Below are 21,226 nucleotides of genomic sequence, written 5' to 3'. Positions count from 1 at the left end.
CTGGCGCGTGGATTCAATCGTCAGATGCCCATCCTCCGCCTCTCATGAGGCCGTAGGACAGGACGAATTGCAAGCACCGGCAATCGAGACTTAAGCCCCTGTCTCAAAAGGGGATGAAGCGGGCTCCGGCGTGGATTCGGGATTTGCCCGGTAAATCAGCGTCCTAGATGTGGATCGGCTTGCCGGTCACCGCCATCGCCGCTTCCTTCAGCGCTTCGCTGTGCGTCGGATGGGCATGGCAGGTGTATGCGATGTCCTCCGATGTCGCGCCGAATTCCATCGCCTGAGCGGCCTGCGCGACCATCGTCCCCGCAACCGACGCGATCATCCACACGCCGAGCACGCGGTCGGTCTTCGCATCGGCGATGACCTTCACGAAGCCGTCGGGCTCGTGGTTGGTCTTGGCGCGGCTGTTGGCGAGCATCGGGAATTTGCCGACCTTCACCTCGCCATGCTCGCGCGCCTGCGCTTCGGTGAGGCCGACGCCGGCGATCTCCGGCATGGTGTAGACGACGCTCGGGATCACATCGTGGTTCACGATGCCGGTCAGGCCTGCGATGTTTTCCGCGACCGCAATGCCCTCATCCTCGGCCTTGTGGGCGAGCATCGGGCCCGGGATGACGTCGCCGATCGCCCAGACGCCCGGGACCGACGTGCGGAACTCGTGGTCGGTCTCGATCTGACCGCGCTGGTTGACCTGCAGACCCGCCTTGTCGAGCGCGAGGCCTTCCGTATTAGGCCGGCGGCCGATCGACACCAGCACAGCGTCGGCCTCGATCGTCTGGGCTGCGCCGCCCTTGGCTGGCTCGACGGTGAGCGTCGCCTTGCTGCCGTTGACCGTCACGCCGGTCACCTTGGTGCCGAGCCGGAACTCGATCCCTTGCTTCTTGAAGATCTTGTTCGCTTCCTTGCGGATGTCGTCATCGAAGCCAGGGAGGATCTGGTCGAGGAACTCGACGCAGGTCACCTTCGCCCCGAGCCGGCGCCATACGCTGCCCAGCTCAAGCCCGATCACGCCGCCGCCGATGACAACCAGATGGCCCGGGACCTTCTCAAGCTCGAGCGCGCCGGTCGAGGAGACGACGGTCTTCTCGTCGATCTCGACGCCCGGGAGCGGCGTCACCGACGAGCCGGTGGCTACGACGATATTCTTCGCGCGGACGGTGCGGTCGCCGACCTTGACCGTGTCCGCGTTCTCGAAGCTGGCGCGGCCCTTCAGCCATTCGACCTTGTTCTTCTTGAACAGGAATTCGATGCCGCCCGTCAGGCCCTTCACCGCGTCGAGGCGCTGCGCATGCATCGCCGGCAGGTCGAGCTCGGGCGTGACCTTGATGCCCATCTTGGCCATCGCGCCATTCGCCGCCGCGTCGAAATACTCCGACGCGTGCAGGAGAGCCTTCGACGGAATGCAACCGACGTTGAGGCAGGTGCCGCCGAGCGTGTCGCGGCTTTCGGCGCAAGCGGTCTTCAGGCCAAGCTGCGCGGCACGGATCGCCGCGACGTAGCCGCCGGGGCCGGAGCCGATCACGAGAACGTCAAAGTCGTAGGCCTCGGCCATCAATCGCTCCGATCTTGGGGTTCGCGGGCGACTTAAGGGCGAGACCCGCCAGCCGCAAGCGCGTCGCCGTTGGTAACGCGCATTTAACCGTCATTTGTTAGCGCTATCACCACGGGGGAGAGCCGTACAAAATGTTGGATCGTCACGCATCGGGCGTACGCGCCTGGCTATTGATCGAAGCGTCGCGCGAAGGAATTCTTCGCTTTGCGACCGCACTGCCGTCGGCCCGCCCCCGCATTGCGGACATTCATGAAATCCGTGTGGACGGGGTCCCAACTTTCACCGACGCCCTGCAACAGTATGAGAGGGAGAAGCGCCTCCAGCTCAGCGGCATGCAATGCGCCATGGCAATCGCCGGAGCCGCGAACGGTGAAGCCATCTCTCTGGTCCGGTCTCGCTGGACCATCAGCAGAGCCGGGCTTGCAGCCTACTTCGGCACCAGCCCCATCATTTTGAACGATGTGGCCGCGCGAGCATGGGCGACCCGCTCCGGGACCGGGATCATCGAACCGATCCGCGGCGTGGATCGACTGAGCTTCGACAAGCCGGGGCGCTACGGCATGATCATGGTTGAGGAAGGCGTCGGCGCGGCAATCGTGGACGTCGCTCGCGACGGGTCCGTGCGCGTTCTCGAGACGGAAGCCGGTCACATGGACTTCGCAGCGTCGAACGAGCGTGAGGAGCGACTCGCGAAGGCCGTCCGTGGAGCGAATGGCGTGGTCAGCTGGGAAATGCTGCTGATGTTCGACCGGATGGACCCGATATGGGCAAGCGCCTGCCCCGACCTGCTGGAGCCTGAGCGGCCGCGTGTCCTTGCGACCCTGCTCTGCCGCTTTGCCGTCAACCTGATGCACAGCTTCGGGGCGTGGGACGGGATCATGGTCACGGGGAGTCGCGCAGCGAGAATGCTTCGGGCGGACAGTCGCCTGCACTTCGAATCAGCGTTCACCACACGCCGCAACTTCAGCCGGCTGGTGTCGAATTCGACGATCTGGCGTGTCGACCAGCACGAGGCCGTCCTGACCGGCGCCGCCGAACGGCTGGCGCAGCACGTCTTCCCGGCGCTGAGAGCCGCGGCCTAGAGGTCGATCAGCAAACGGGTCGGATCTTCGATCGCTTCCTTGACGCGAACCAGGAAGGTAACCGCCTCGCGGCCGTCGATCAGGCGGTGGTCGTAGCTGAGAGCCAGGTACATCATCGGGCGGGCGACGATCTGCCCGTCCTTGACCACCGGCCGCTCCTCGATGCGGTGCATGCCGAGCACGGCAGACTGCGGCGGGTTGATGATCGGCGTCGACAGCAAAGACCCGAACACCCCGCCGTTTGAAATGGTGAAGGTGCCGCCGGTCATGTCGTCGACCGTCAGCGTGCCTTCCTTGGCCTTCTTGCCGTAATCGGCGATCGACTTCTCGATCTCGGCAAAGGTCATGCGGTCGGCGTTGCGGACGACCGGTACGACGAGGCCCTTGGGTGCCGATACCGCGACCGACACGTCGAGATAGTCGTGATAGACGATCTCGTCGCCTTCGATGCTCGCGTTGACCGACGGAACGTCCTTAGCCGCAAGCGCGACCGCCTTCACGAAGAAGCCCATGAAGCCGAGGCGAATGCCGTGCTTCTTTTCGAACAGATCCTTGTAGCGAGCTCGGGCGTCGATCACCGCCGACATGTCGACGTCGTTGAATGTCGTCAGCAGCGCTGCCGTATTCTGCGCCTCCTTCAGGCGATGCGCGATCGTCTGCCGCAGACGCGTCATCTTCACGCGCTCTTCTCTGCGGTCTCCGGTTGGGGCAGTTTTCGCGACGGGCTGCGGAGTAGCAGAAGTCGGCGCTGCGGGAGCACGGGCCTCCGGCTCATGGACCGGCCCACCGGCCTTCGCGGCTTCAGCGGCAGCAAGCACGTCGTCCTTGGTCAGGCGTCCGTCCTTTCCGGTCCCGCGGATCTTGGTCGGGTCGACATGATGCTCGAGCACGGCACGGCGAACCGCCGGCGACAGGGTCGTGATGGCATCGTCACCGTTCGGGGGCTCAGGAGCATGCTCGGTCCCGCGCAATTGCGGGTTCTCGCCGGCGCCGGCCGGGTTCGTCGTCGCGGCTGCGGCCTCGGTGGCCGGCGCGGAAGGCGCGGCAGCGCCCGCCGTCGCATTCTCGTCGATCCGAGCGATCAGTCCGCCGACGGCAACCGTGTCGCCCTCATTCGCCAGCGCCTCGGTCAAAACTCCCGCGACCGGCGACGGAACGTCGACGCTGACCTTGTCGGTCTCGAGCGTCGCAATGGCCTCGTCGGCCGCGACCGCCTCGCCTGGCTTCTTCAGCCACTGCGCGAGTGTGCCTTCGGTGATGGACTCGCCGAGTGTCGGAACTTTTACCTCAGTCGCCATCGATGCTCCTCTAGGCCCGGCGTGCCGCGGGCTCAGCCTGTGCCGGGCTGCTATGGCCCAGCGCCGCCGCAATCAAGTTCGCCTGCTCCGCCGCATGACGTTTTGCCAAGCCAGTCGCGGGCGACGCAGACGACGCGCGGCCCGCGTAGGTCGGCCGCATGCCCTGGAACCCCGCCTCGGCGAGGCACTCCTCGAGCAGGTCCTCAACGAAGAACCAGGCGCCGTTGTTCTTCGGCTCTTCCTGCGCCCAGACGAGCGTTTCGAGCTTCGGCATCGCCTGGAGGCGCTTCACGAGCGGTTCCGACGGGAACGGATAGAGTTGCTCGATCCGAACCACCTCGGTGTTCGGGTCGCCCCCGCCATCGCGGGCTTCCATCAGCTCGTAGGCGAGCTTGCCGCTGCAGAGCACGAGGCGCTTGGTCTCGCCGTCCTGCGGTGGACGCAAATCGCTGACGATGCGCCGGAAGTGGCTCTCGCCGGTGAAATCGGCGAGGCTCGACACCGCCAGCTTGTGCCGAAGCAGCGACTTCGGCGTCATCATGACCAGCGGCTTGCGGAAATCGCGCAGAAGCTGACGCCGAAGGATGTGGAAGTAGTTCGCCGGGGTCGTGCAGTTGGCGACCTGAATATTGTCCTCGGCGCAAAGCTGCAGGTACCGCTCGAGGCGCGCGGAGCTGTGCTCCGGCCCCTGCCCTTCGAACCCGTGGGGAAGCAGCATGACCAGGCCGCTCGCTCGGAGCCACTTGGCCTCGCCCGCCGCGATGAACTGGTCGATGATGGTCTGCGCGCCGTTGGCGAAGTCACCGAACTGCGCTTCCCAGCACACCAGGGTGCTCGGGTCGGCGAGCGAGTAGCCATATTCGAACCCGAGCACGCCGAATTCGCTAAGCGGACTGTCGCGAACCTCGAAGCGACCGCCATCGATGTGCGCCAGCGGGATGTATTTCGCACCGGTCTGCTGATCGACCCAGACCGCGTGACGCTGGCTGAACGTGCCGCGGCCGCTGTCCTGGCCTGACAGGCGGACATTGTGGCCTTCGGCGATCAGGCTTCCAAACGCGAGCGCCTCGGCGGTCGCCCAGTCGAAGCCTTCGCCTGTGTCGAACATCGCCTTCTTGGCATCGAGAATGCGCTGCAGCGTCTTGTGGACGTGGACATCGGCCGGAACCGTCGTGAGTGCTTCGCCAATCTTGCGAAACTCGTCCTCCGGTACGGCGGTCGTCGTGTTGCGACGCCCCGTGACCGTCTCCTCCGGCTGGTTGAGCCCGGTCCAGCGGCCCTCGAACCAGTCGGCCTTGTTCGGCAGATAGCTGACCGCCGCCTGAAACTCTTCCTCTAGGTGGTCGACGTACGCCTTGGTATGCTCTTCGACCCACTTTGCGTCGATCACGCCTTCGTTGACGAGGCGCTGCTCATAGATCGCCGAAATCGGCGGATGCTGGCGAATAGCCGCATACATGAGCGGCTGGGTGAAGCTGGGCTCGTCGCCCTCGTTGTGACCGAAGCGGCGGTAGCACCACATGTCGATGACGATGTCGCGGCCGAAGGTCTGGCGGAACTCGGTCGCCAGCTTGCAGCAGAAGGTCACCGCCTCCGGATCGTCGCCGTTGACGTGCAGGATCGGTGCCTGGACCGACTTCGCCACATCCGAAGGATAGGGCGATGATCGCGCGAATTGCGGGCTGGTCGTAAACCCGACCTGGTTGTTGATGATGAAGTGGATCGTGCCGCCGGTGCCGTATCCGGGTAGCCCGGAGAAGGCGAGGCATTCGGCGACGATGCCCTGGCCCGCGAAAGCTGCATCGCCGTGCAGGAGGACCGGAAGCACGGTCTTGCCATGCTTGTCCTCACGCAGCGTCATGACGGCACGCGCCTTGCCGAGCACGACCGGATCGACCGCTTCGAGGTGTGACGGGTTCGGCAGCAGCGACAAGTGCACCTTGTTGCCGTCGAACTCGCGGTCCGACGAAGTACCGAGGTGGTATTTCACGTCGCCCGATCCGCCGACGTCCGCCGGGTTGGTCGCGCCTCCGGCGAACTCGTTGAAGATCGCGCGATAGGGCTTGCCCATCACGTTCGACAGGATGTTCAGCCGGCCGCGGTGAGCCATGCCGACGTCGATCTCGGTCACGCCATATTGGCCACCATATTTGATGACCGCCTCAAGAGCGGGAACCGCGCTCTCGCCGCCGTCGAGCCCGAATCTTTTCGTGCCGACATATTTGCGCGCGAGAAACTTTTCCCACTGCTCAGCTTCGATGACCTTGGTCAGGATCGAGCGCTTGCCCTCGGGCGTAAACTGGATCTCGGCGTCCTTGCCTTCGATCCGCTCCTGAAGAAAGCGGCGCTCCTCCAGGTCGTTGATGTGCATATATTCGACGCCGACGACGCCGCAGTAGTTCGCCTGCAGCACCTTCACGATCTCGTTTATCGTCGCCCGCTCGAACCCGAGTGCCCCGCCAACCCAGATCGGCCGGTCAAGGTCGCCCGGCCCGAAACCGTGATATTCGGGGGTCAGGTCGGCCGGCAGCTCCGAATGATGGAGGCCGAGCGGATCGAGCTTGGCGGCCAGATGCCCGCGCACGCGATAGGTGCGGATCAGCATCATTGCGCGGATTGAGTCTTCCGCCGCACGCCGGATGACGTCGGGATTCGCGGCTGGCGTGGCGGCCGCAGCCTTCTCCGTAGCTGCTTTCTTGAAGGCCTCGATCGTCGCCTCGGTGGGATCGAGACCAAGATTGATGTCGTCGAGCTCGGCGATCGGCCAGTTTGGCCGCGCCCAGCTAGGTCCCGGCTCGCGCTCCGGGAAGATCGGTTGGTCGTCGGACATTATGCGTAAGCTGCCAGTAGCTCTTTCAGCGTCGTTCCGAGCTCAGATGGGCTTGGGCTGACGGTAATTCCAGCCGCCTCCATCGCCGCGATCTTGCTCTCCGCATCGCCCTTGCCGCCCGACACGATCGCGCCGGCATGGCCCATGCGGCGTCCCGGAGGCGCCGTGCGGCCCGCGATGAAGCCGACGACCGGCTTCTTGCGGCCGCGTTTCGCTTCATCGGCAAGGAACTGGGCAGCGTCTTCTTCAGCCGAGCCGCCGATTTCGCCGATCATGATGATGGACTTGGTCTCGTCGTCGGCGAGGAACATCTCAAGCACGTCGATGAACTCGGTGCCCTTCACCGGATCGCCGCCGATGCCGACCGCGGTCGACTGGCCAAGGCCCTCGTTGGTGGTCTGGAACACCGCTTCGTAAGTGAGCGTGCCGGAGCGGCTGACGACGCCGACACTGCCTTTCTTGAAGATGTTGCCCGGCATGATGCCGATCTTGCACTCGTCCGGAGTCAGCACCCCGGGGCAGTTCGGGCCAATCAGCCGCGATTTGGAGCCATCCAGTGCGCGCTTCACGCGGACCATGTCGAGCACGGGAATGCCCTCAGTAATCGCCACGATCAGCGGGACCTCGGCATCGATCGCTTCCAGGATGGAGTCGGCGGCGAACGGCGGCGGCACGTAGATGACGGACGCATCTGCTCTCGTCTTCTCCACCGCCTCGCCGACCGTATCGAACACCGGCAAGCCGATGTGGGTGGTGCCGCCCTTACCCGGGGTGACACCGCCCACCATCTGCGTGCCGTAATCGAGAGCCTGGCGCGTGTGGAAGGTGCCAGTCTCTCCGGTCATCCCCTGCGTGATGACCTTGGTGTTCCGATTAACCAGAATGCTCATTGGGTCGGCGTTACCTTTGCGTCTTTGTTCCAATTGACCTGCAGGACCGTGTATCCGCCGGTCCGCGTCGCGAGGGCGCGATAGCCCTCCTTGTCGTTCAACCACTCAACCGGCTTGAAGGAGCCCGCCGACGGCTGGCCGCCGCGCAAGTGGCTCTCAACCGCGGCCGATGCCGGCCGCAGGACGAGGTTCTGCGATGCGACGCCGCAGATCCTCGGGCTGAAGCTGCGATCCGTATAGCTCAGCGAATAGAGGTAGGAATCCTCCGAGCCTGCGATCTTCCACACCTGCGCTTCGCTCGGCTTGCCGAGGCGGCTGCGGATGGCGGTCGGAAGTCCGTCAAAGCCGACCTGGGTGGCGGACGTCGCCGCCGCCTTGCCCTCGAAGCAGGCGGCAATGAACAGGTTCGGTAGTTGGTCGGGTGCGACCGGGGTCGTGACAGCCGCTGCGTTCAAAAGAGTGGCTGCTGCAAGTGACATCATCATCTTGGACCTCCCTCTAACTTCTTGGGGCAGCGATTATGCGCCCCATCGCCGACGAAACGAACCGTGATTCGATGAACGCCCTTTAGCTCAGGCTGCCATCGATCTGCCTGCACGCCACCAGAAGTTCCTTCACCGCGTCAACGCTGACCTGGAGGTTCTGCCTGGCTTCATCGTCGAGCGTGATCTCGATCACTTCCTCCGCGCCATCGGCACCGATTACGACCGGAACGCCGACATAAAGTCCGTCGAGGCCATATTTGCCTTCCACGTAGACCGCGCATGGCAAGACGCGCTTCTGGTCCCCGAGATAAGCTTCCGCCATCGCGATCGCGCTGGTGGCGGGCGCGTAGTAAGCCGAGCCGGTCTTCAACAGCGCCACGATCTCGCCGCCGCCGCCGCGGGTGCGCTTGACGATCTCGTCGATCCGCTCCTTCGTGGAGCGGCCCATCTTGACCAAGTCGTCGACCGGAATGCCGCTGATCGTGGTGTAGCTGGTCACCGGGACCATCGTGTCGCCGTGTCCGCCGAGGACGAAAGCGTTCACGTCGCGGACGCTGACATTGAATTCCTGCGCCAGGAATGTCGCGAAGCGCGCGCTGTCGAGCACGCCGGCCATGCCGACCACCTTGTTGTGCGGGAGACCTGAGAACTCGCGAAGCGCCCACACCATCGCGTCGAGCGGGTTGGTGATGCAGATGACGAAGGCGTCCGGGCAATGCTCCTTGATGCCCGCGCCGACGGCCTTCATGACCTTGAGGTTGATGCCGAGGAGATCGTCGCGGCTCATGCCTGGCTTGCGCGGCACGCCGGCGGTGACGATCACGACATCGGCTCCGGCAATGTCGGCATAGTCGTTGGTGCCCGTAATCTTCGCGTCAAAGCGCTCGATGGGACCGCATTGGCTCAGATCCAGCGCCTTGCCCTGCGGAATGCCCTCCGCAATGTCGAACAGCACGATGTCGCCAAGCTCGCGCTGCGCGGCGAGGTGAGCGAGGGTTCCACCGATCATTCCGGCGCCAATCAGGGCGATCTTCTTGCGGGCCATCAGGCTGCTGCTTTCCTTGCTTTTTCGTTTGACGCCGAGGGCTCGGCGCAGAATGGCGGCGCTCTAGACCGCGATGAGGAGTCGGGCAACCGCCTCTCCCCGGATGTCAAAATCCTCACCTTTGCGGCATCGATCAAGGCGAGCCCCACTCCGGCCACGGCGATGACGATTAAGCCCGTCCACGACTCGTCGGTAACCAAATTCATCAAGCATTGCGCAGAGTTGCCCGCCTAGTTTCTCGGCCATGGGAAGGCTTTTACTGGTCGCGAGCTTCGCGATGCTTGGCGCGACCGCCATGGCTTCGGCAAAACCGGAACATGCCAATCAGGGCAGTGGGAAATCGCGTGCAGCGAATTCGTCGCCTGTCGGCTATGGCGCCGGCGGCTGTCCGCCGGGTCTCAAGGGCAAGAATGTTTCTTGCATGCCTCCCGGCCGCTACAAGAAATTGTTTGAGATTGGTCAGCGCGTTCCCAGCGGCTTCAAGGGTCTGATGCCCTACAGCGCTTTGCCTTACGATCTGCGCATGGGATACGGCGGCGCGCTCGATCGAAGCGCCCGCTACGTCTACGACCAGCAATTCCTGTATCGGGTCGACCCGGAGACGATGATCGTCCGGCAGATTCTACGGGCGCTTCCCTAAAGCCCGCCTTCGTTGGACGTTACAACGGCGTTCAAGCCGTGATCGTCCACGGCGTTAAGGTTGGCCGGGGCCGCGTTGAGCAGGTTCGAGGCATCGTCGAGCTGGAGATTCTCCTCGGCCGTTGGCGTGTCGGCAGGCCTTTGGCAGGACACCATCAGCGGCAAAGCGAGCAGGATCGGGGCGATCTTCATGTTCAGCACTCCATGACGGAAGCGCGCCCAAATGCCAAAGAAAAGGGGCCGCGCGGCAAGCCGCACGACCCCTTCGAAATCGCGTGAACCCTTAGTTCGCGGCGTTTTCGGCTGCGTTGCCAACAGCGCTGGCAGCGTTGTCGACGGCGTTGCCCGCAGCGTCGATGGCGTTGCCGGCCGCGTCGAGCGCATTGTCGGCAGCGTTGCCGGCGTCGACAGTCGCCGCGTTGACGTCCTCGACGGCCGCGTTCTCGACGTTCGCTTCGTTACCTGCGGTGGTGTCTTCGGTCTTGGCTTGGCAAGCAGCCAGGCCGAGCGCGAGGACCGCAACGGTCACTGCAACTTTCTTCATGATCGTTCCACTCCCTCAAATGGTCCTAAGCCGGACCCGGGCTCGGCCTGTCGCGAAAATCGCTCAGGCCAGCGGGCGCCATTACAGGGGCGTTACAAGCCGCGCAATCGGGAAAATCATCACATTTTCTGACACAGTCGCCCCTGCGTTCATTGACATATAAAGTTTTCTTTATATCATGTTTCCCGATGGACGCGCTCCCACTTGCCGAGCTGTTGCAGGCACTTGCCGACCCGACGCGGCTTCGCATCCTTGCGCTCCTGCGGCGGATGGAGCTGTCCGTCGGCGAACTGGCCATCATCCTCGACCAGAGCCAGCCGCGCGTGTCTCGGCACGTCCGCATCCTCGCAGACGCGGGTGTCATCGACCGCCGCCGTGAAGGCAGTTGGGTATTCCTGACGATTGCGCCGGAAGGGCGCGCAGCGCCGATGTTTTCTCTCATAGACGCATGGACATGCGAAGAAAGCGCACAGGCCTTCGAAGCTGACGCTTCGAAGCTGGACCGCATCCGCTCCGACCGCGCCGAGGCGGCCACCCGCTATTTCACGTCCCACGCCGAAGTCTGGGACTCCATTCGCTCGCTGCACGTCGCCGAAAGCGAGGTCGAGGAAGCGATCGGCCGTGCGCTGGGCTCGGAAGATCTCGGTTGCCTGGTGGACATCGGCACCGGCACCGGGCGGATGATCGAGTTATTCGGACGCAGCGCCAGCCATTCGATCGGAATCGACCGCTCGTCTGAGATGCTACGGCTGGCCCGAGTAAAGCTTGAGGCCGCCGGCATCTCGTCGAGCCTGCGCCAGGGCGACCTGTATTCCTTGCCCCTGGATGACGGTGCCGCCGACACCGTCATCATTCATCAGGTGCTGCACTATGCGCACTCGCCGGCCGCAGCGATCGAGGAAGCTTCCCGCGTGCTCGCGCCCGGCGGACGCCTGCTGATCGTCGATTTCGCGGCGCACGAACGCGAGGAGCTCCGCACGACAGATGCGCATATCCGACTGGGCTTCGACGACGACACAATGACAAGCTGGTTCAAGGCGGCGGGTATTGCCGTCGATCATGTCGAGCATCTGGAAGGCGGCGAACTGACCGTGACCGTTTGGCGCGGCGAGAAAGCCGGCGTCCGCCAGCGCGAGCGGAGGGCTGCATGAACAAGTTCGAGAGCCTTGCCGCCCGCACGCCTCTGTTTGCGGAGACGCGGGGCGACATCGAGGTCAGCTTCGAGTTCTTCCCGCCGAAAACCGACAAGATGGCGGACACCCTTTGGGACTCGGTGAAAACCCTCGAGCCGCTGCATCCTCGCTTCGTCTCAGTGACCTACGGGGCCGGCGGCTCGACCCGCGAGCGCACGCACCAGACCGTCGAGCGCATCCTCAAGGAAACCTCGCTGACCCCGGCCGCGCATTTGACCTGCGTCGCCGCCAGCAAGGACGAGGTCGACGAGATCGCGAAGGACTATTGGGACCTCGGCGTCCGCAACATTGTCGCCCTCCGCGGCGATCCCCCGGAGGCTGGAACCAAGTACCAGCCGCACCCCAATGGCTATCGCGACGCCTGTGAGCTGGTCGCAGGCCTGAAAAAGGTTGCCCCGTTCGACATCTCGGTTGCCGCATACCCGGAGTGCCACCCGGACTCATCGTCGCGCGCATTCGACATCGAGAACTTGAAGAAGAAGGTCGATGCGGGCGCTGACCGGGCGATCACGCAATTCTTCTTCTCGGCGGACTGCTTCTTCCGCTTCCGCGACGATGCGGCGGCTGCGGGGCTGGACGTCGAGATTGTCCCGGGAATCCTGCCGGTCTCCAACGTCGCAACGACACGCCGCTTCGCCGCGACCTGCGGCGCCGCGATCCCGAAGTGGCTCGACGATTTGTTCGAAGGTCTCGACGACCTACCGGCTGCGCGTCAATTGATTGCGGCGACCGTCGCGGCCGAGCTTTGCGGCCAACTCTACGCGGGCGGGGTTCGCCACTTCCACTTTTACACATTGAACCGGGCGGAGCTGTCCTACGCGATCTGCCACCTGCTCGGTGTGAGGGCCCAAGCATGAGCGCTTCCCAGTCACTCCGCAGCGAAGCCGCCAAGCGCATCCTGATCAAGGACGGCCCCTACGGCACCGGCATCCAGGGCGAAAAGTTGTCCGGCGAAGCCTATTGCGCTGGCCTCGATCTGCTGAAGGACCAGAAGGGCAACAACGACCTTTTGAACCTGACCCAGCCGCAAGTGGTCCGCACCATCTGCGAGCGCTTCGCCGACGTCGGCGCAGAAATCCTCGCCACCAATACCTTCAACGCGAACCGCATCAGCCAGGCAGATTATGCCGCTGAGCACTTGGTCGGCGACATCAACCGCGCTTCGGCCCGCATCATGCGCGAGGTGGCCGACCGTTACACCGCGAAGGACGGCAAGCCGCGCTGGATTGCCGGTGCACTCGGACCGACCAACAAGACCCTTTCGCTATCGCCGGACGTGAACGATCCTGCCTATCGCGAGGTCGACTTCGACACGGTGAAGGACGTTTACCGCGAGCAGATCGACGCGCTCGTCGAAGGTGGCGTCGACTTCATCCTCGTCGAAACGGTGTTCGACACGCTCAACGCCAAGGCGGCGATCATGGCGACGCTGGAAGCCGAGCAGGCGCTCGGTCGCGAGCTTCCGCTGATGGTGTCGATGACCCTCACTGACCTTTCCGGCCGCAACCTTTCCGGCCACACGGTCGAGGCGTTCTGGGCCACCGTCCGCCACGCCAAGCCGGTCACGATCGGCCTCAACTGTTCATTCGGCGCCTCGCAACTTCGCCCGCACCTCGTGGCGCTCAACGGCCTCGCCGACACTTTGATCATGGCCTACCCGAACGCCGGCTTGCCCAACGATCTCGGCGAATATGACGAAGTCGCCGCCGAGACTGCCGCTCAGGTGAGCGAATGGTTCGACGCCGGTCTCGTCAACATCGTCGGCGGCTGCTGCGGCACGACGCCTGCGCACATCGCCGCGATCGCCAAGGCTGCTGAGGGCCGCATGCCGCGCAAGGTGCCGACCGCCCCCCGTCAAACCCTTCTTGCCGGCCTGGAGCCGATGGTGATCGCTGCGTGAGTACCCAACCGAAGACGATTCTGGATTCCGAGCCGGCCGCGGCCGCAGCAGGCGCGCGCTTCGTCAACGTGGGTGAGCGGACCAACGTCACCGGTTCCGCCAAGTTCAAGAAACTGATCCTCGCCGGCGACTATGACGCGGCGGTCGACGTCGCTCGCGACCAGGTCGAGAACGGCGCGCAGATCATCGACGTCAACATGGACGAGGCTTTGCTCGATTCAGAGCAGGCGATGACCATCTTCCTCAAGCGCATCGCCGCGGAGCCGGACATCGCCCGCGTCCCGGTGATGATCGACAGCTCCAAGTGGAGCGTGATCGAGGCTGGCCTCAAGTGCGTGTCGGGCAAGCCGATCGTCAATTCGATCAGCATGAAGGAAGGCGAAGCGCCCTTCCTCGAGCTCGCCCGCAAGTGCCGCGCCTACGGCGCCGCCGTCGTCGTCATGGCTTTCGACGAGGTCGGACAGGCCGACACTGCCGCACGCAAGATCGAAATCTGCGAGCGGGCCTACAAATTGCTGACCGCCGACGGGTTCGAGCCGCAGGACATCATCTTCGACCCCAACATCTTCGCCATCGCGACGGGCATCGACGAGCACCGCCGCTACGCCATCGACTTCATCGAGGCGACGGCCGAAATCCGCCGCCGCTGCCCCGGCGTCCACATCTCGGGCGGTCTTTCGAACCTCAGCTTCTCGTTCCGCGGCAATGAGCCCGTTCGCCGCGCGATGCACAGCGTGTTCCTCTACCACGCCATCCCCGCGGGCATGGACATGGGCATCGTCAACGCCGGCCAGCTCGAAGTCTACGACCAGATCGATCCCGAGCTTCGCGACGCCTGCGAGGACGTCATTCTCGACCGCAATGAGGACGCGACCGAGACGCTGATCGCGCTCGCCGAACGCTACAAGGGCACCGACGCCGCCGAAGAGAAGAAGCTCGCCGAATGGCGCGGCCTGCCGGTCACCGAGCGCCTGTCCTACGCGCTGGTGAAGGGCATCGACGCCCACATCGTCGAGGACACCGAAGAGGCGCGCCAGCAGGCCGAGCGTCCGATCCACGTCATCGAAGGCCCGCTGATGGACGGCATGAACGTCGTCGGCGACCTGTTCGGCGCGGGCAAGATGTTCCTGCCCCAGGTGGTGAAGTCCGCCCGCGTGATGAAGAAGGCCGTCGCCCATCTCATCCCCTTCATCGAAGAGGAGAAGGAAAAGAGCGGTGTCACCGCGGGCAAGGGCCGCGTCGTGATGGCGACCGTGAAGGGCGACGTTCACGACATCGGGAAGAACATCGTCGGCGTCGTTCTTCAGTGCAACGGCTTCGAGGTCATCGACCTCGGCGTCATGGTACCGTGGCAGACGATCCTTGAATCAGCGAACGACAATCAGGCAGACATGATCGGCCTCAGCGGCCTGATTACCCCATCGCTGGACGAGATGGTCACCGTTGCCGGTGAGATGCAGCGTCTCGGCCTCAAGACCCCGCTTCTGATCGGCGGCGCGACCACTAGCAAGGCGCACACGGCGCTGCGGATCGACCCAGCCTACGAAGGCCCGGTCATTCACGTCCTCGACGCCAGCCGCGCGGTCGGCGTGGCATCGTCACTGGTGTCCGACACGCAGTGTGAGCCGCTCGTCGCCAAGACCGCCGACGAATATGAGGCGCTACGCATCGCCCGCTCGCGCAGCGGGCAGAGCGAACTCGCAAGCATTGCGGATGCCCGCGCTAATGCCTTCGCCTTCGATCCATCCGGCCAGGCGCCCGCACCTATCCGCCCCGGCCTCCACCAGATCGGCGAATGGCCGCTCCGCGACCTCAAGGCATCGATCGACTGGACACCTTTCTTCCGCGCCTGGGAGCTCGCCGGAAACTATCCGCAGATCCTCGACGACGAGGTCGTCGGCGAAAGCGCCCGCAGCCTCTTCAACGACGCGCAAGCGATGCTCGACAAGATTATCGCGGAGCGCTGGGTCACACCGAAGGCCACCGTCGGCCTGTGGCGCTGCAAGCGCGAGGGCGACGACGTCCTGGTGCTTGCCGGCAACGACTGGACCCGCCTGCCCTTCCTTCGCCAGCAGGTGAAAAAGCGCGAAGGCCGGCCGAACATGAGCCTCGCCGACTTCATCAATCCCGAGGGCGAGGATTGGATCGGCGGTTTCGCGGTCGGCATTCACGGGCTCGAGCCGCACCTCGAGCGCTTCAAGGCCGAGAATGACGATTACTCGGACATCCTGCTGAAGGCGCTGTCTGACCGTCTCGCCGAGAGCTTCGCCGAAGTTCTGCACGCGGAAGTCCGCAACCGCCTGTGGGGTTATGCCGATGAGCACTTCTCGACGGCCGACCTGATCCGAGAAAAGTTCCAGGGCATTCGCCCGGCGCCCGGCTACCCAGCCTGTCCCGACCACAGCCTCAAGCCGATCCTGTTCGAGATGCTCGGCGGAGCGCCCGGCGAGGTGAGCCTTACCGAGAATTTTGCGATGCTTCCGACTTCAGCAGTGTCGGGCTTCTATTTTGCCCACCGCGACAGCCAGTATTTCGGTGTCGCCCGGATCGGCGAGGACCAGCTGGCGGACTATGCGGAACGGCGCGGCGTCGACCTCGACTGCGCGCGCCGCTGGCTGAGGCCGAACCTCGACTAACACCGGCCGGTACCGCTAGGGCGGCGCAATGGATACAGCGGCGGCCATTTCACCGGGTGCACCCGCGCGCACTTGGAGCGGAGAGCTCCGGGCAACGCTCGCGCTCGCCTGGCCGCTGATCCTCGCCAACCTGACCATGCAGCTGATCCAGGCGACCGACGTCGTCCTGCTCGGCTGGCTCGGGCCGAAAGAGCTGGCCGCCGCGGCCCTCGCGCTGAGCCTGTCGTTCGGCATGATCCTGTTCGCACTCGGTGTTCTGACCGCCACCTCGCCAATGATGGCATCAGCACTAGGCGCACGATCCAACTCCGTCCGCGATGTCCGCCGAACATTCCGCCAGGGCGTGTGGGCGGCCGCGCTTATGGCGATTCCGACCCTCATCGTCCTGTGGAATGCCGAAGCGGTCATCCTCTCCTTTGGTCAGGACCCGGAGCTCGCCCGCCTCGCCGCCCGGTTCCTGCGCGGGTACATGTGGGTGATCCCGCCGTGGATGCTGTTCCAGGTCATGCGCAACTTCGTGTCTGCGCTGGAACGGCCCGGCTGGGTGCTGGTGATCAGCACATTCGGCATTCCGCTCAACGCGCTGGTGAGCTGGTCGCTGATCTTCGGCCACCTGGGCATGCCCAGGCTCGGACTGATCGGCGGCGGCGTCGGCAGCTCGATCGTCTGGGCTGCGATGGCCCTCGCTCTCGTGATCGTAATCCTCACCGACCGGCAATTTCGCCGCTTCCACGTCTTCGGACGGTTATGGCGTGCCGACTGGCCCCGATTTCGCAAGCTGTTCAAGCTTGGCGGGCCGATCGGCATCACCATGGGCCTGGAAGGCGGCGTGTTCAGTGCCGCTGCCTATCTCATGGGCCTGTTCGGGGCACCGTCCGTCGCTGCTCATCAGATCGCGCTGCAGATCGCCGCGACCACCTTCATGGTTCCCTTGGCGCTTGGCCAGGCGACCACCGTGCGGGTCGGCCTCGCCTATGGCCGGAAGGATCGCGAGGGCATCGGCCTCGCCGGATGGACGGCATTCTGGCTCAGCACCGCCTTCATGACGCTGATGGCGACGTTGATGTTCATCTTCCCGCATCAGCTGATCACGCTCTTCCTCGCGGACACGCCGGAGAATGCGACGGTCATCGCGTTCGGAGTCTCCTTCCTGCGCATCGCGGCACTGTTCCAGATTGTTGATGGCTGGCAGGTCGTCGGCGCGGGAATGCTTCGCGGAATCCACGACACGCGCGTCCCGATGGTTTTCGCCCTCTTCGGTTACTGGGCGATCGGCTTGGGCATTGGCTTGGCGTTGGCCTTCGCAATGGAATGGCGCGGGGTCGGCATCTGGACCGGCCTTGCCGCGGGCCTCGGAGTTGTCGCGATCCTCATGCTTTGGCGCTGGACTCGTCGCGAGAGGCTGGGCCTGCTTCCAGTCGGCGCCTAAAAATCTCATCGCCCAGGGTGTTGACGCCCCAAACGGCGGCACCCATATGCGCGGCATCGCTGGCACTCTCCTCGCGGGAGTGCCAACGCGCATGTTCAACAAGAGAGAGACAAGGGGCTCACTATGGGTTTCAGGCCGCTTCACGACCGCGTCCTCGTCCGCCGCATCGAGGCTGATGAGAAGACGACGGGCGGAATCATCATTCCCGACACCGCCAAGGAAAAGCCGCAGGAAGGCGAAATCGTCGCCGTCGGCACCGGCGCTCGCAGCGACGAGGGCAAGGTTACGCCGCTCGACGTCAAGGCCGGCGACAAGATCCTGTTCGGCAAGTGGTCGGGCACCGAGGTCAAGATCGACGGTGAAGACCTGATCATCATGAAGGAAAGCGACATTCTGGGCATTGTTGGCTGACGCCAACGGGCTCGGGATCGTCGGCTGACCTCAGCTGAACTTCCAACGAATCCACGACATCAAGAAAGGGTAGCCAAATGGCAGCCAAGGACGTCAAATTTTCCCGCGATGCGCGTGAGCGCATCCTCCGCGGCGTCGACATTCTCGCCGACGCCGTGAAGGTGACGCTCGGTCCCAAGGGCCGCAACGTCGTCATCGACAAGAGCTTCGGCGCACCGCGCATCACCAAGGACGGCGTCACCGTCGCCAAGGAAATCGAACTCAAGGACAAGTTCGAGAACATGGGCGCGCAGATGCTGCGCGAAGTCGCTTCGAAGACGAACGACCTCGCCGGCGACGGCACCACGACCGCGACCGTCCTGGCGCAGTCGATCGTTCGCGAAGGCATGAAGTCGGTTGCGGCCGGCATGAACCCGATGGACCTGAAGCGCGGCATCGACATCGCCGTCGGCAAGGTCGTCGAGGACCTCAAGGGCCGTTCGAAGGCCGTTTCGGGCAGCCAGGAAATCGCCCAGGTCGGAATCATCTCCGCCAACGGCGACAAGGAAGTCGGTGAGAAGATCGCCGAAGCCATGGAAAAGGTCGGCAAGGAAGGCGTCATCACCGTCGAAGAGGCCAAGGGTCTCGAGTTCGAGCTGGACGTCGTCGAAGGCATGCAGTTCGACCGCGGTTACCTGTCGCCCTACTTCATCACCAACCCCGAGAAGATGCAGGTCGAACTCAACGACCCGTACATCCTCATCCACGAGAAGAAGCTGTCGAACCTCCAGTCGATGCTCCCGATCCTGGAAGCGGTTGTTCAGAGCGGCCGTCCGCTCCTGATCATCGCCGAGGACATCGAGGGCGAGGCTCTGGCGACGCTCGTCGTCAACAAGCTGCGCGGTGGCCTCAAGGTCGCGGCCGTGAAGGCTCCGGGCTTCGGCGATCGCCGCAAGGCGATGCTCGAGGACATTGCCATCCTCACCGGCGGCGAGATGATCAGCGAAGATCTCGGCATCAAGCTCGAGAACGTCACGGTGAACATGCTCGGCCAGGCCAAGCGCGTCACGATCGACAAGGACAACACGACGATCGTCGATGGCGCCGGTCAGCGTGAAGGCATCGAAGGCCGCGTCGGCGCGATCCGTCAGCAGATCGAGAACACGACGTCCGACTACGACCGTGAAAAGCTGCAGGAGCGTCTCGCGAAGCTCGCCGGCGGCGTTGCGGTCATCAAGGTCGGCGGCGCGTCCGAGGTCGAGGTGAAGGAGCGCAAGGACCGCGTCGACGACGCTCTCCACGCGACCCGCGCTGCGGTCGAGGAAGGCATCGTTCCGGGCGGCGGCACTGCGCTGCTCTACGCCACCAAGGCTCTCGACGGCCTCAAGGGCGAGAATGACGACCAGACCCGCGGCATCGACATCATCCGTCGTGCGCTGCAGGCTCCGGTCCGCCAGATCGCCGAGAACGCCGGCCATGACGGCGCCGTGGTTGCCGGCAAGCTGGTCGACGGGAATGATCCGACGCTCGGCTTCAACGCCCAGACCGAAACCTACGAGAACCTCGTCTCCGCCGGCGTGATCGACCCGACCAAGGTCGTCCGCGCTGCGCTCCAGGACGCGGCCTCGGTCGCCGGTCTGCTGATCACCACCGAAGCGGCGGTCAGCGAAATGCCGGAAGACAAGCCGGCAATGCCGATGGGCGCTGGTGGCATGGGCGGCATGGGCGGAATGGACTTCTAGGTCCCGCGCTCAACGCACAGAAAAGAAGGGCCGGAGGAGCGATCCCCCGGCCCTTTTTCTTTGTCGCGACCGCTACTTGCCAGCCAAGTCGCGGATCATCGATTCCCAGTGCATCGTGCTGTCCCACAGCGACTGGACGGGGATGCGCTCGTCCTTGCCATGGGCGCGCTCGTCGTCGGGGGAGACGCCCCAACCTCCATCGACGCCGTAGACCGGGATCCCGCGTGCCCGGAACTCTAGCCCGTCGGTAGCTCCGGTCGACATTTGCGGGATGATCTGAGCGCCCGGGAAGCGTGCGTGGATCGCCTTGGTGTAGGCTCCCACGACATCCGGCCGGAGCGGCGAGACAGGCGTCGGTCGGCCGGCGTCGGCGTCCGGCGTGACTTCGACGCCCGGACCGACCACCTGCTTCAACTCGGCCTCGATCGTCGCCGGCTGGACACCCGGCAGGATGCGGCAGTTCACGGTGGCTTCGGCCAGCTGCGGCAGCGCATTGTCGGCATGTCCGCCCTTGAGCCGCGTGGCGACGCAGCGGGTGCGGGTCAGGCCGACTTCGAGCGGATCGCTTTCGATACGATCCGCGGCCGCACCGTCGGCCGGATTGGCGACCCACGCGCGCATGGCGTTGCCTAGCTCGCTATTGCCCTCCTGCTTGGCGCGCTCGGTGAAATAGACCTTGGTCGTCTCGTTGAGCGCCGGCTCGAAACGGTGGTTCTGCAGCTTCTTCAGAGCATCGGCGAGCTGATAAATCGCATTGTCCGGTCGCGGCCGCGAGCTATGGCCGCCGGGATTGCGGACGCGGAAGAAGTAGGTCTGGAACGTCTTCTCCGACGTCTGCAGGCCGTAGCCGAGCGACTTGCCGTCGCGTGTGAAGGCGCCGCCGCCGCCATCGGCGTTCAACGCAAACTCCGCTTCCGTCCACTTGCGCCATTCGGTCGCGCCGAGCTCCGCGCCCTTGCCCTGTGTCTCCTCGTCGCCCGTGAACAAAACGACGATGTCGCGATCCGGCTTGAAGCCCGATGCGCGCAGCTTCAGCAGAGCGACCATGGATGGCACCAGGCCGCCCTTGTCGTCGCCGGAACCGCGTCCGTAGAAATAGCCGTCCTTTTCGACCAGCTTGAACGGGTCCGTCGTCCAATCCGACGGCAAAGCGTCGACCACATCCATGTGGGCCAGGATCAGGATCGGCTTCTTCTTCGGCGTGCCCGCCGCCGGCCAGCGCGCAATAATCGCCGCCGTGTCGTTGCCCGGCACCGACGTGTACGGAAGGACATGAATGTCGCTGTCCGCCCAGCCGAATTCCTTGAATTTGCTGGCGAGGTAATTGGCGAGCTTCAAATTCTCGCCCGCGCGGCCCTTGACCGTCGGCGTCTCCACCGCCGTCTTGTAGATTTCGCGAGCCGTTGCCTCCCATTGCGGTGGAAGGCTCTTCCCACCTTTTAGTGCGGCGGGAGGAGGAGAGTTCAACGGCGGCTCAGGTGCCTGCGCCAGCGCGACTGTGGATGAGAGTGCAAGCATGACGGTCAGCGGTATGCGCATTGGAATCTCCCCTTGAACGCGCCGCA

General features: G+C 64.4%; 19 protein-coding genes. 10 read left to right on the top strand and 9 right to left on the bottom strand.

What is annotated here, in order from left to right; all coding sequences use genetic code 11:
- Positions 1–163: 163 nt before the first annotated feature.
- Positions 164–1,558, bottom strand: a complete 1,395-nt coding sequence (gene lpdA, locus ABD928_RS11715) for a dihydrolipoyl dehydrogenase (RefSeq protein ID WP_345168971.1) — start codon at positions 1,556–1,558, stop codon at positions 164–166.
- Positions 1,559–1,689: 131 nt separating this feature from the next.
- Here lpdA and ABD928_RS11710 point away from each other — a divergent pair, with 131 nt between their 5' ends.
- Positions 1,690–2,640: a glucokinase gene (locus ABD928_RS11710; RefSeq protein ID WP_345168968.1), complete on the top strand. Its 951-nt coding sequence runs from the start codon at positions 1,690–1,692 to the stop codon at positions 2,638–2,640.
- Here the strand turns inward: ABD928_RS11710 and odhB are convergent.
- From odhB to mdh, 5 genes are all read right to left on the bottom strand, one after another.
- Complete coding sequence (odhB, locus tag ABD928_RS11705) at positions 2,637–3,938, bottom strand: 2-oxoglutarate dehydrogenase complex dihydrolipoyllysine-residue succinyltransferase (protein ID WP_345168965.1); 1,302 nt, start codon at positions 3,936–3,938, stop codon at positions 2,637–2,639. The two genes, ABD928_RS11710 and odhB, sit on opposite strands and share 4 nt — an antisense overlap.
- 10 nt (positions 3,939–3,948) lie before the next feature.
- Entirely contained in the window at positions 3,949–6,768 is a 2,820-nt protein-coding gene (locus ABD928_RS11700; protein WP_345168962.1) for a 2-oxoglutarate dehydrogenase E1 component, read from the bottom strand.
- Complete coding sequence (gene sucD / locus ABD928_RS11695; RefSeq protein ID WP_187715064.1) at positions 6,768–7,658, bottom strand: succinate--CoA ligase subunit alpha; 891 nt, start codon at positions 7,656–7,658, stop codon at positions 6,768–6,770. Before sucD ends, ABD928_RS11700 begins: the two co-directional genes overlap by 1 nt.
- Complete coding sequence (locus tag ABD928_RS11690) at positions 7,655–8,143, bottom strand: hypothetical protein (protein ID WP_187715065.1); 489 nt, start codon at positions 8,141–8,143, stop codon at positions 7,655–7,657. Before ABD928_RS11690 ends, sucD begins: the two co-directional genes overlap by 4 nt.
- An 82-nt stretch (positions 8,144–8,225) precedes the next feature.
- On the bottom strand, positions 8,226–9,188 hold the full coding sequence (gene mdh, locus ABD928_RS11685) for a malate dehydrogenase (protein WP_187715066.1): 963 nt from the start codon (positions 9,186–9,188) through the stop codon (positions 8,226–8,228).
- Between mdh and ABD928_RS11680 the strand changes: the two genes are divergently transcribed.
- Positions 9,129–9,422 (top strand): hypothetical protein, encoded by a 294-nt coding sequence (locus tag ABD928_RS11680; protein ID WP_345170231.1) that lies wholly within the window; start codon positions 9,129–9,131, stop codon positions 9,420–9,422. The genes mdh and ABD928_RS11680 overlap by 60 nt on opposite strands.
- Positions 9,423–9,432: 10 nt before the next feature.
- Positions 9,433–9,828, top strand: a complete 396-nt coding sequence (locus ABD928_RS11675; RefSeq protein ID WP_187715067.1) for a hypothetical protein — start codon at positions 9,433–9,435, stop codon at positions 9,826–9,828.
- On the opposite strand, the gene ABD928_RS11670 is transcribed toward ABD928_RS11675, so the two are convergent.
- Complete coding sequence (locus ABD928_RS11670; protein WP_187715068.1) at positions 9,825–10,019, bottom strand: hypothetical protein; 195 nt, start codon at positions 10,017–10,019, stop codon at positions 9,825–9,827. The genes ABD928_RS11675 and ABD928_RS11670 overlap by 4 nt on opposite strands.
- 91 nt (positions 10,020–10,110) lie before the next feature.
- Positions 10,111–10,356 (bottom strand): circumsporozoite protein, encoded by a 246-nt coding sequence (locus ABD928_RS11665; RefSeq protein WP_317617572.1) that lies wholly within the window; start codon positions 10,354–10,356, stop codon positions 10,111–10,113.
- Between the two features lie 203 nt (positions 10,357–10,559).
- Here ABD928_RS11665 and ABD928_RS11660 point away from each other — a divergent pair, with 203 nt between their 5' ends.
- The 7 genes from ABD928_RS11660 (at position 10,560) to groL (ending at position 19,661) form a co-directional block, all read left to right on the top strand.
- Entirely contained in the window at positions 10,560–11,522 is a 963-nt protein-coding gene (locus tag ABD928_RS11660) for a metalloregulator ArsR/SmtB family transcription factor (RefSeq protein ID WP_187715069.1), read from the top strand.
- Positions 11,519–12,421, top strand: a complete 903-nt coding sequence (metF, locus tag ABD928_RS11655) for a methylenetetrahydrofolate reductase [NAD(P)H] (RefSeq protein ID WP_345168956.1) — start codon at positions 11,519–11,521, stop codon at positions 12,419–12,421. The genes ABD928_RS11660 and metF overlap by 4 nt, the downstream gene beginning before the upstream one ends.
- Positions 12,418–13,464: a homocysteine S-methyltransferase family protein gene (locus tag ABD928_RS11650; RefSeq protein WP_187715070.1), complete on the top strand. Its 1,047-nt coding sequence runs from the start codon at positions 12,418–12,420 to the stop codon at positions 13,462–13,464. The genes metF and ABD928_RS11650 overlap by 4 nt, the downstream gene beginning before the upstream one ends.
- Positions 13,461–16,100 carry a methionine synthase gene (gene metH / locus ABD928_RS11645; RefSeq protein ID WP_398286568.1) on the top strand — a complete coding sequence of 880 codons (2,640 nt, stop codon included), beginning with the start codon at positions 13,461–13,463 and terminating at the stop codon, positions 16,098–16,100. The genes ABD928_RS11650 and metH overlap by 4 nt, the downstream gene beginning before the upstream one ends.
- Positions 16,101–16,128: 28 nt before the next feature.
- Entirely contained in the window at positions 16,129–17,529 is a 1,401-nt protein-coding gene (locus ABD928_RS11640) for an MATE family efflux transporter (protein ID WP_345168954.1), read from the top strand.
- A gap of 123 nt (positions 17,530–17,652) precedes the next feature.
- Positions 17,653–17,940 carry a co-chaperone GroES gene (groES, locus tag ABD928_RS11635; RefSeq protein WP_187715071.1) on the top strand — a complete coding sequence of 96 codons (288 nt, stop codon included), beginning with the start codon at positions 17,653–17,655 and terminating at the stop codon, positions 17,938–17,940.
- A gap of 77 nt (positions 17,941–18,017) precedes the next feature.
- Complete coding sequence (gene groL / locus ABD928_RS11630) at positions 18,018–19,661, top strand: chaperonin GroEL (protein ID WP_187715072.1); 1,644 nt, start codon at positions 18,018–18,020, stop codon at positions 19,659–19,661.
- A 72-nt stretch (positions 19,662–19,733) separates the two neighbouring features.
- Here groL and ABD928_RS11625 read toward each other — a convergent pair whose 3' ends face one another.
- Complete coding sequence (locus tag ABD928_RS11625; RefSeq protein ID WP_187715073.1) at positions 19,734–21,200, bottom strand: M20/M25/M40 family metallo-hydrolase; 1,467 nt, start codon at positions 21,198–21,200, stop codon at positions 19,734–19,736.
- Between the last annotated feature and the right edge of the window lie 26 nt (positions 21,201–21,226).

This window comes from Sphingomonas daechungensis, assembly GCF_039543105.1.
Classification (GTDB): domain Bacteria; phylum Pseudomonadota; class Alphaproteobacteria; order Sphingomonadales; family Sphingomonadaceae; genus Sphingomicrobium; species Sphingomicrobium daechungense.
Note: the sequence above shows the minus strand (reverse complement) of the source record. Positions and strands in the feature narration are given on the sequence as shown.

Coding starts and splice junctions, on each gene's coding strand:
- groES (WP_187715071.1), top strand. CDS start 17,653: ATGGGTTTCAGGCCGCTTCACGACCGCGTCCTCGTCCGCCGCATCGAG.
- sucD (WP_187715064.1), bottom strand. CDS start 7,658: ATGAGCATTCTGGTTAATCGGAACACCAAGGTCATCACGCAGGGGATG.
- ABD928_RS11640 (WP_345168954.1), top strand. CDS start 16,129: ATGGATACAGCGGCGGCCATTTCACCGGGTGCACCCGCGCGCACTTGG.
- ABD928_RS11660 (WP_187715069.1), top strand. CDS start 10,560: ATGGACGCGCTCCCACTTGCCGAGCTGTTGCAGGCACTTGCCGACCCG.
- ABD928_RS11650 (WP_187715070.1), top strand. CDS start 12,418: ATGAGCGCTTCCCAGTCACTCCGCAGCGAAGCCGCCAAGCGCATCCTG.
- ABD928_RS11690 (WP_187715065.1), bottom strand. CDS start 8,143: ATGATGATGTCACTTGCAGCAGCCACTCTTTTGAACGCAGCGGCTGTC.
- lpdA (WP_345168971.1), bottom strand. CDS start 1,558: ATGGCCGAGGCCTACGACTTTGACGTTCTCGTGATCGGCTCCGGCCCC.
- mdh (WP_187715066.1), bottom strand. CDS start 9,188: ATGGCCCGCAAGAAGATCGCCCTGATTGGCGCCGGAATGATCGGTGGA.
- ABD928_RS11625 (WP_187715073.1), bottom strand. CDS start 21,200: ATGCGCATACCGCTGACCGTCATGCTTGCACTCTCATCCACAGTCGCG.
- ABD928_RS11675 (WP_187715067.1), top strand. CDS start 9,433: ATGGGAAGGCTTTTACTGGTCGCGAGCTTCGCGATGCTTGGCGCGACC.
- metF (WP_345168956.1), top strand. CDS start 11,519: ATGAACAAGTTCGAGAGCCTTGCCGCCCGCACGCCTCTGTTTGCGGAG.
- ABD928_RS11700 (WP_345168962.1), bottom strand. CDS start 6,768: ATGTCCGACGACCAACCGATCTTCCCGGAGCGCGAGCCGGGACCTAGC.
- groL (WP_187715072.1), top strand. CDS start 18,018: ATGGCAGCCAAGGACGTCAAATTTTCCCGCGATGCGCGTGAGCGCATC.
- odhB (WP_345168965.1), bottom strand. CDS start 3,938: ATGGCGACTGAGGTAAAAGTTCCGACACTCGGCGAGTCCATCACCGAA.
- ABD928_RS11710 (WP_345168968.1), top strand. CDS start 1,690: ATGTTGGATCGTCACGCATCGGGCGTACGCGCCTGGCTATTGATCGAA.
- ABD928_RS11670 (WP_187715068.1), bottom strand. CDS start 10,019: ATGAAGATCGCCCCGATCCTGCTCGCTTTGCCGCTGATGGTGTCCTGC.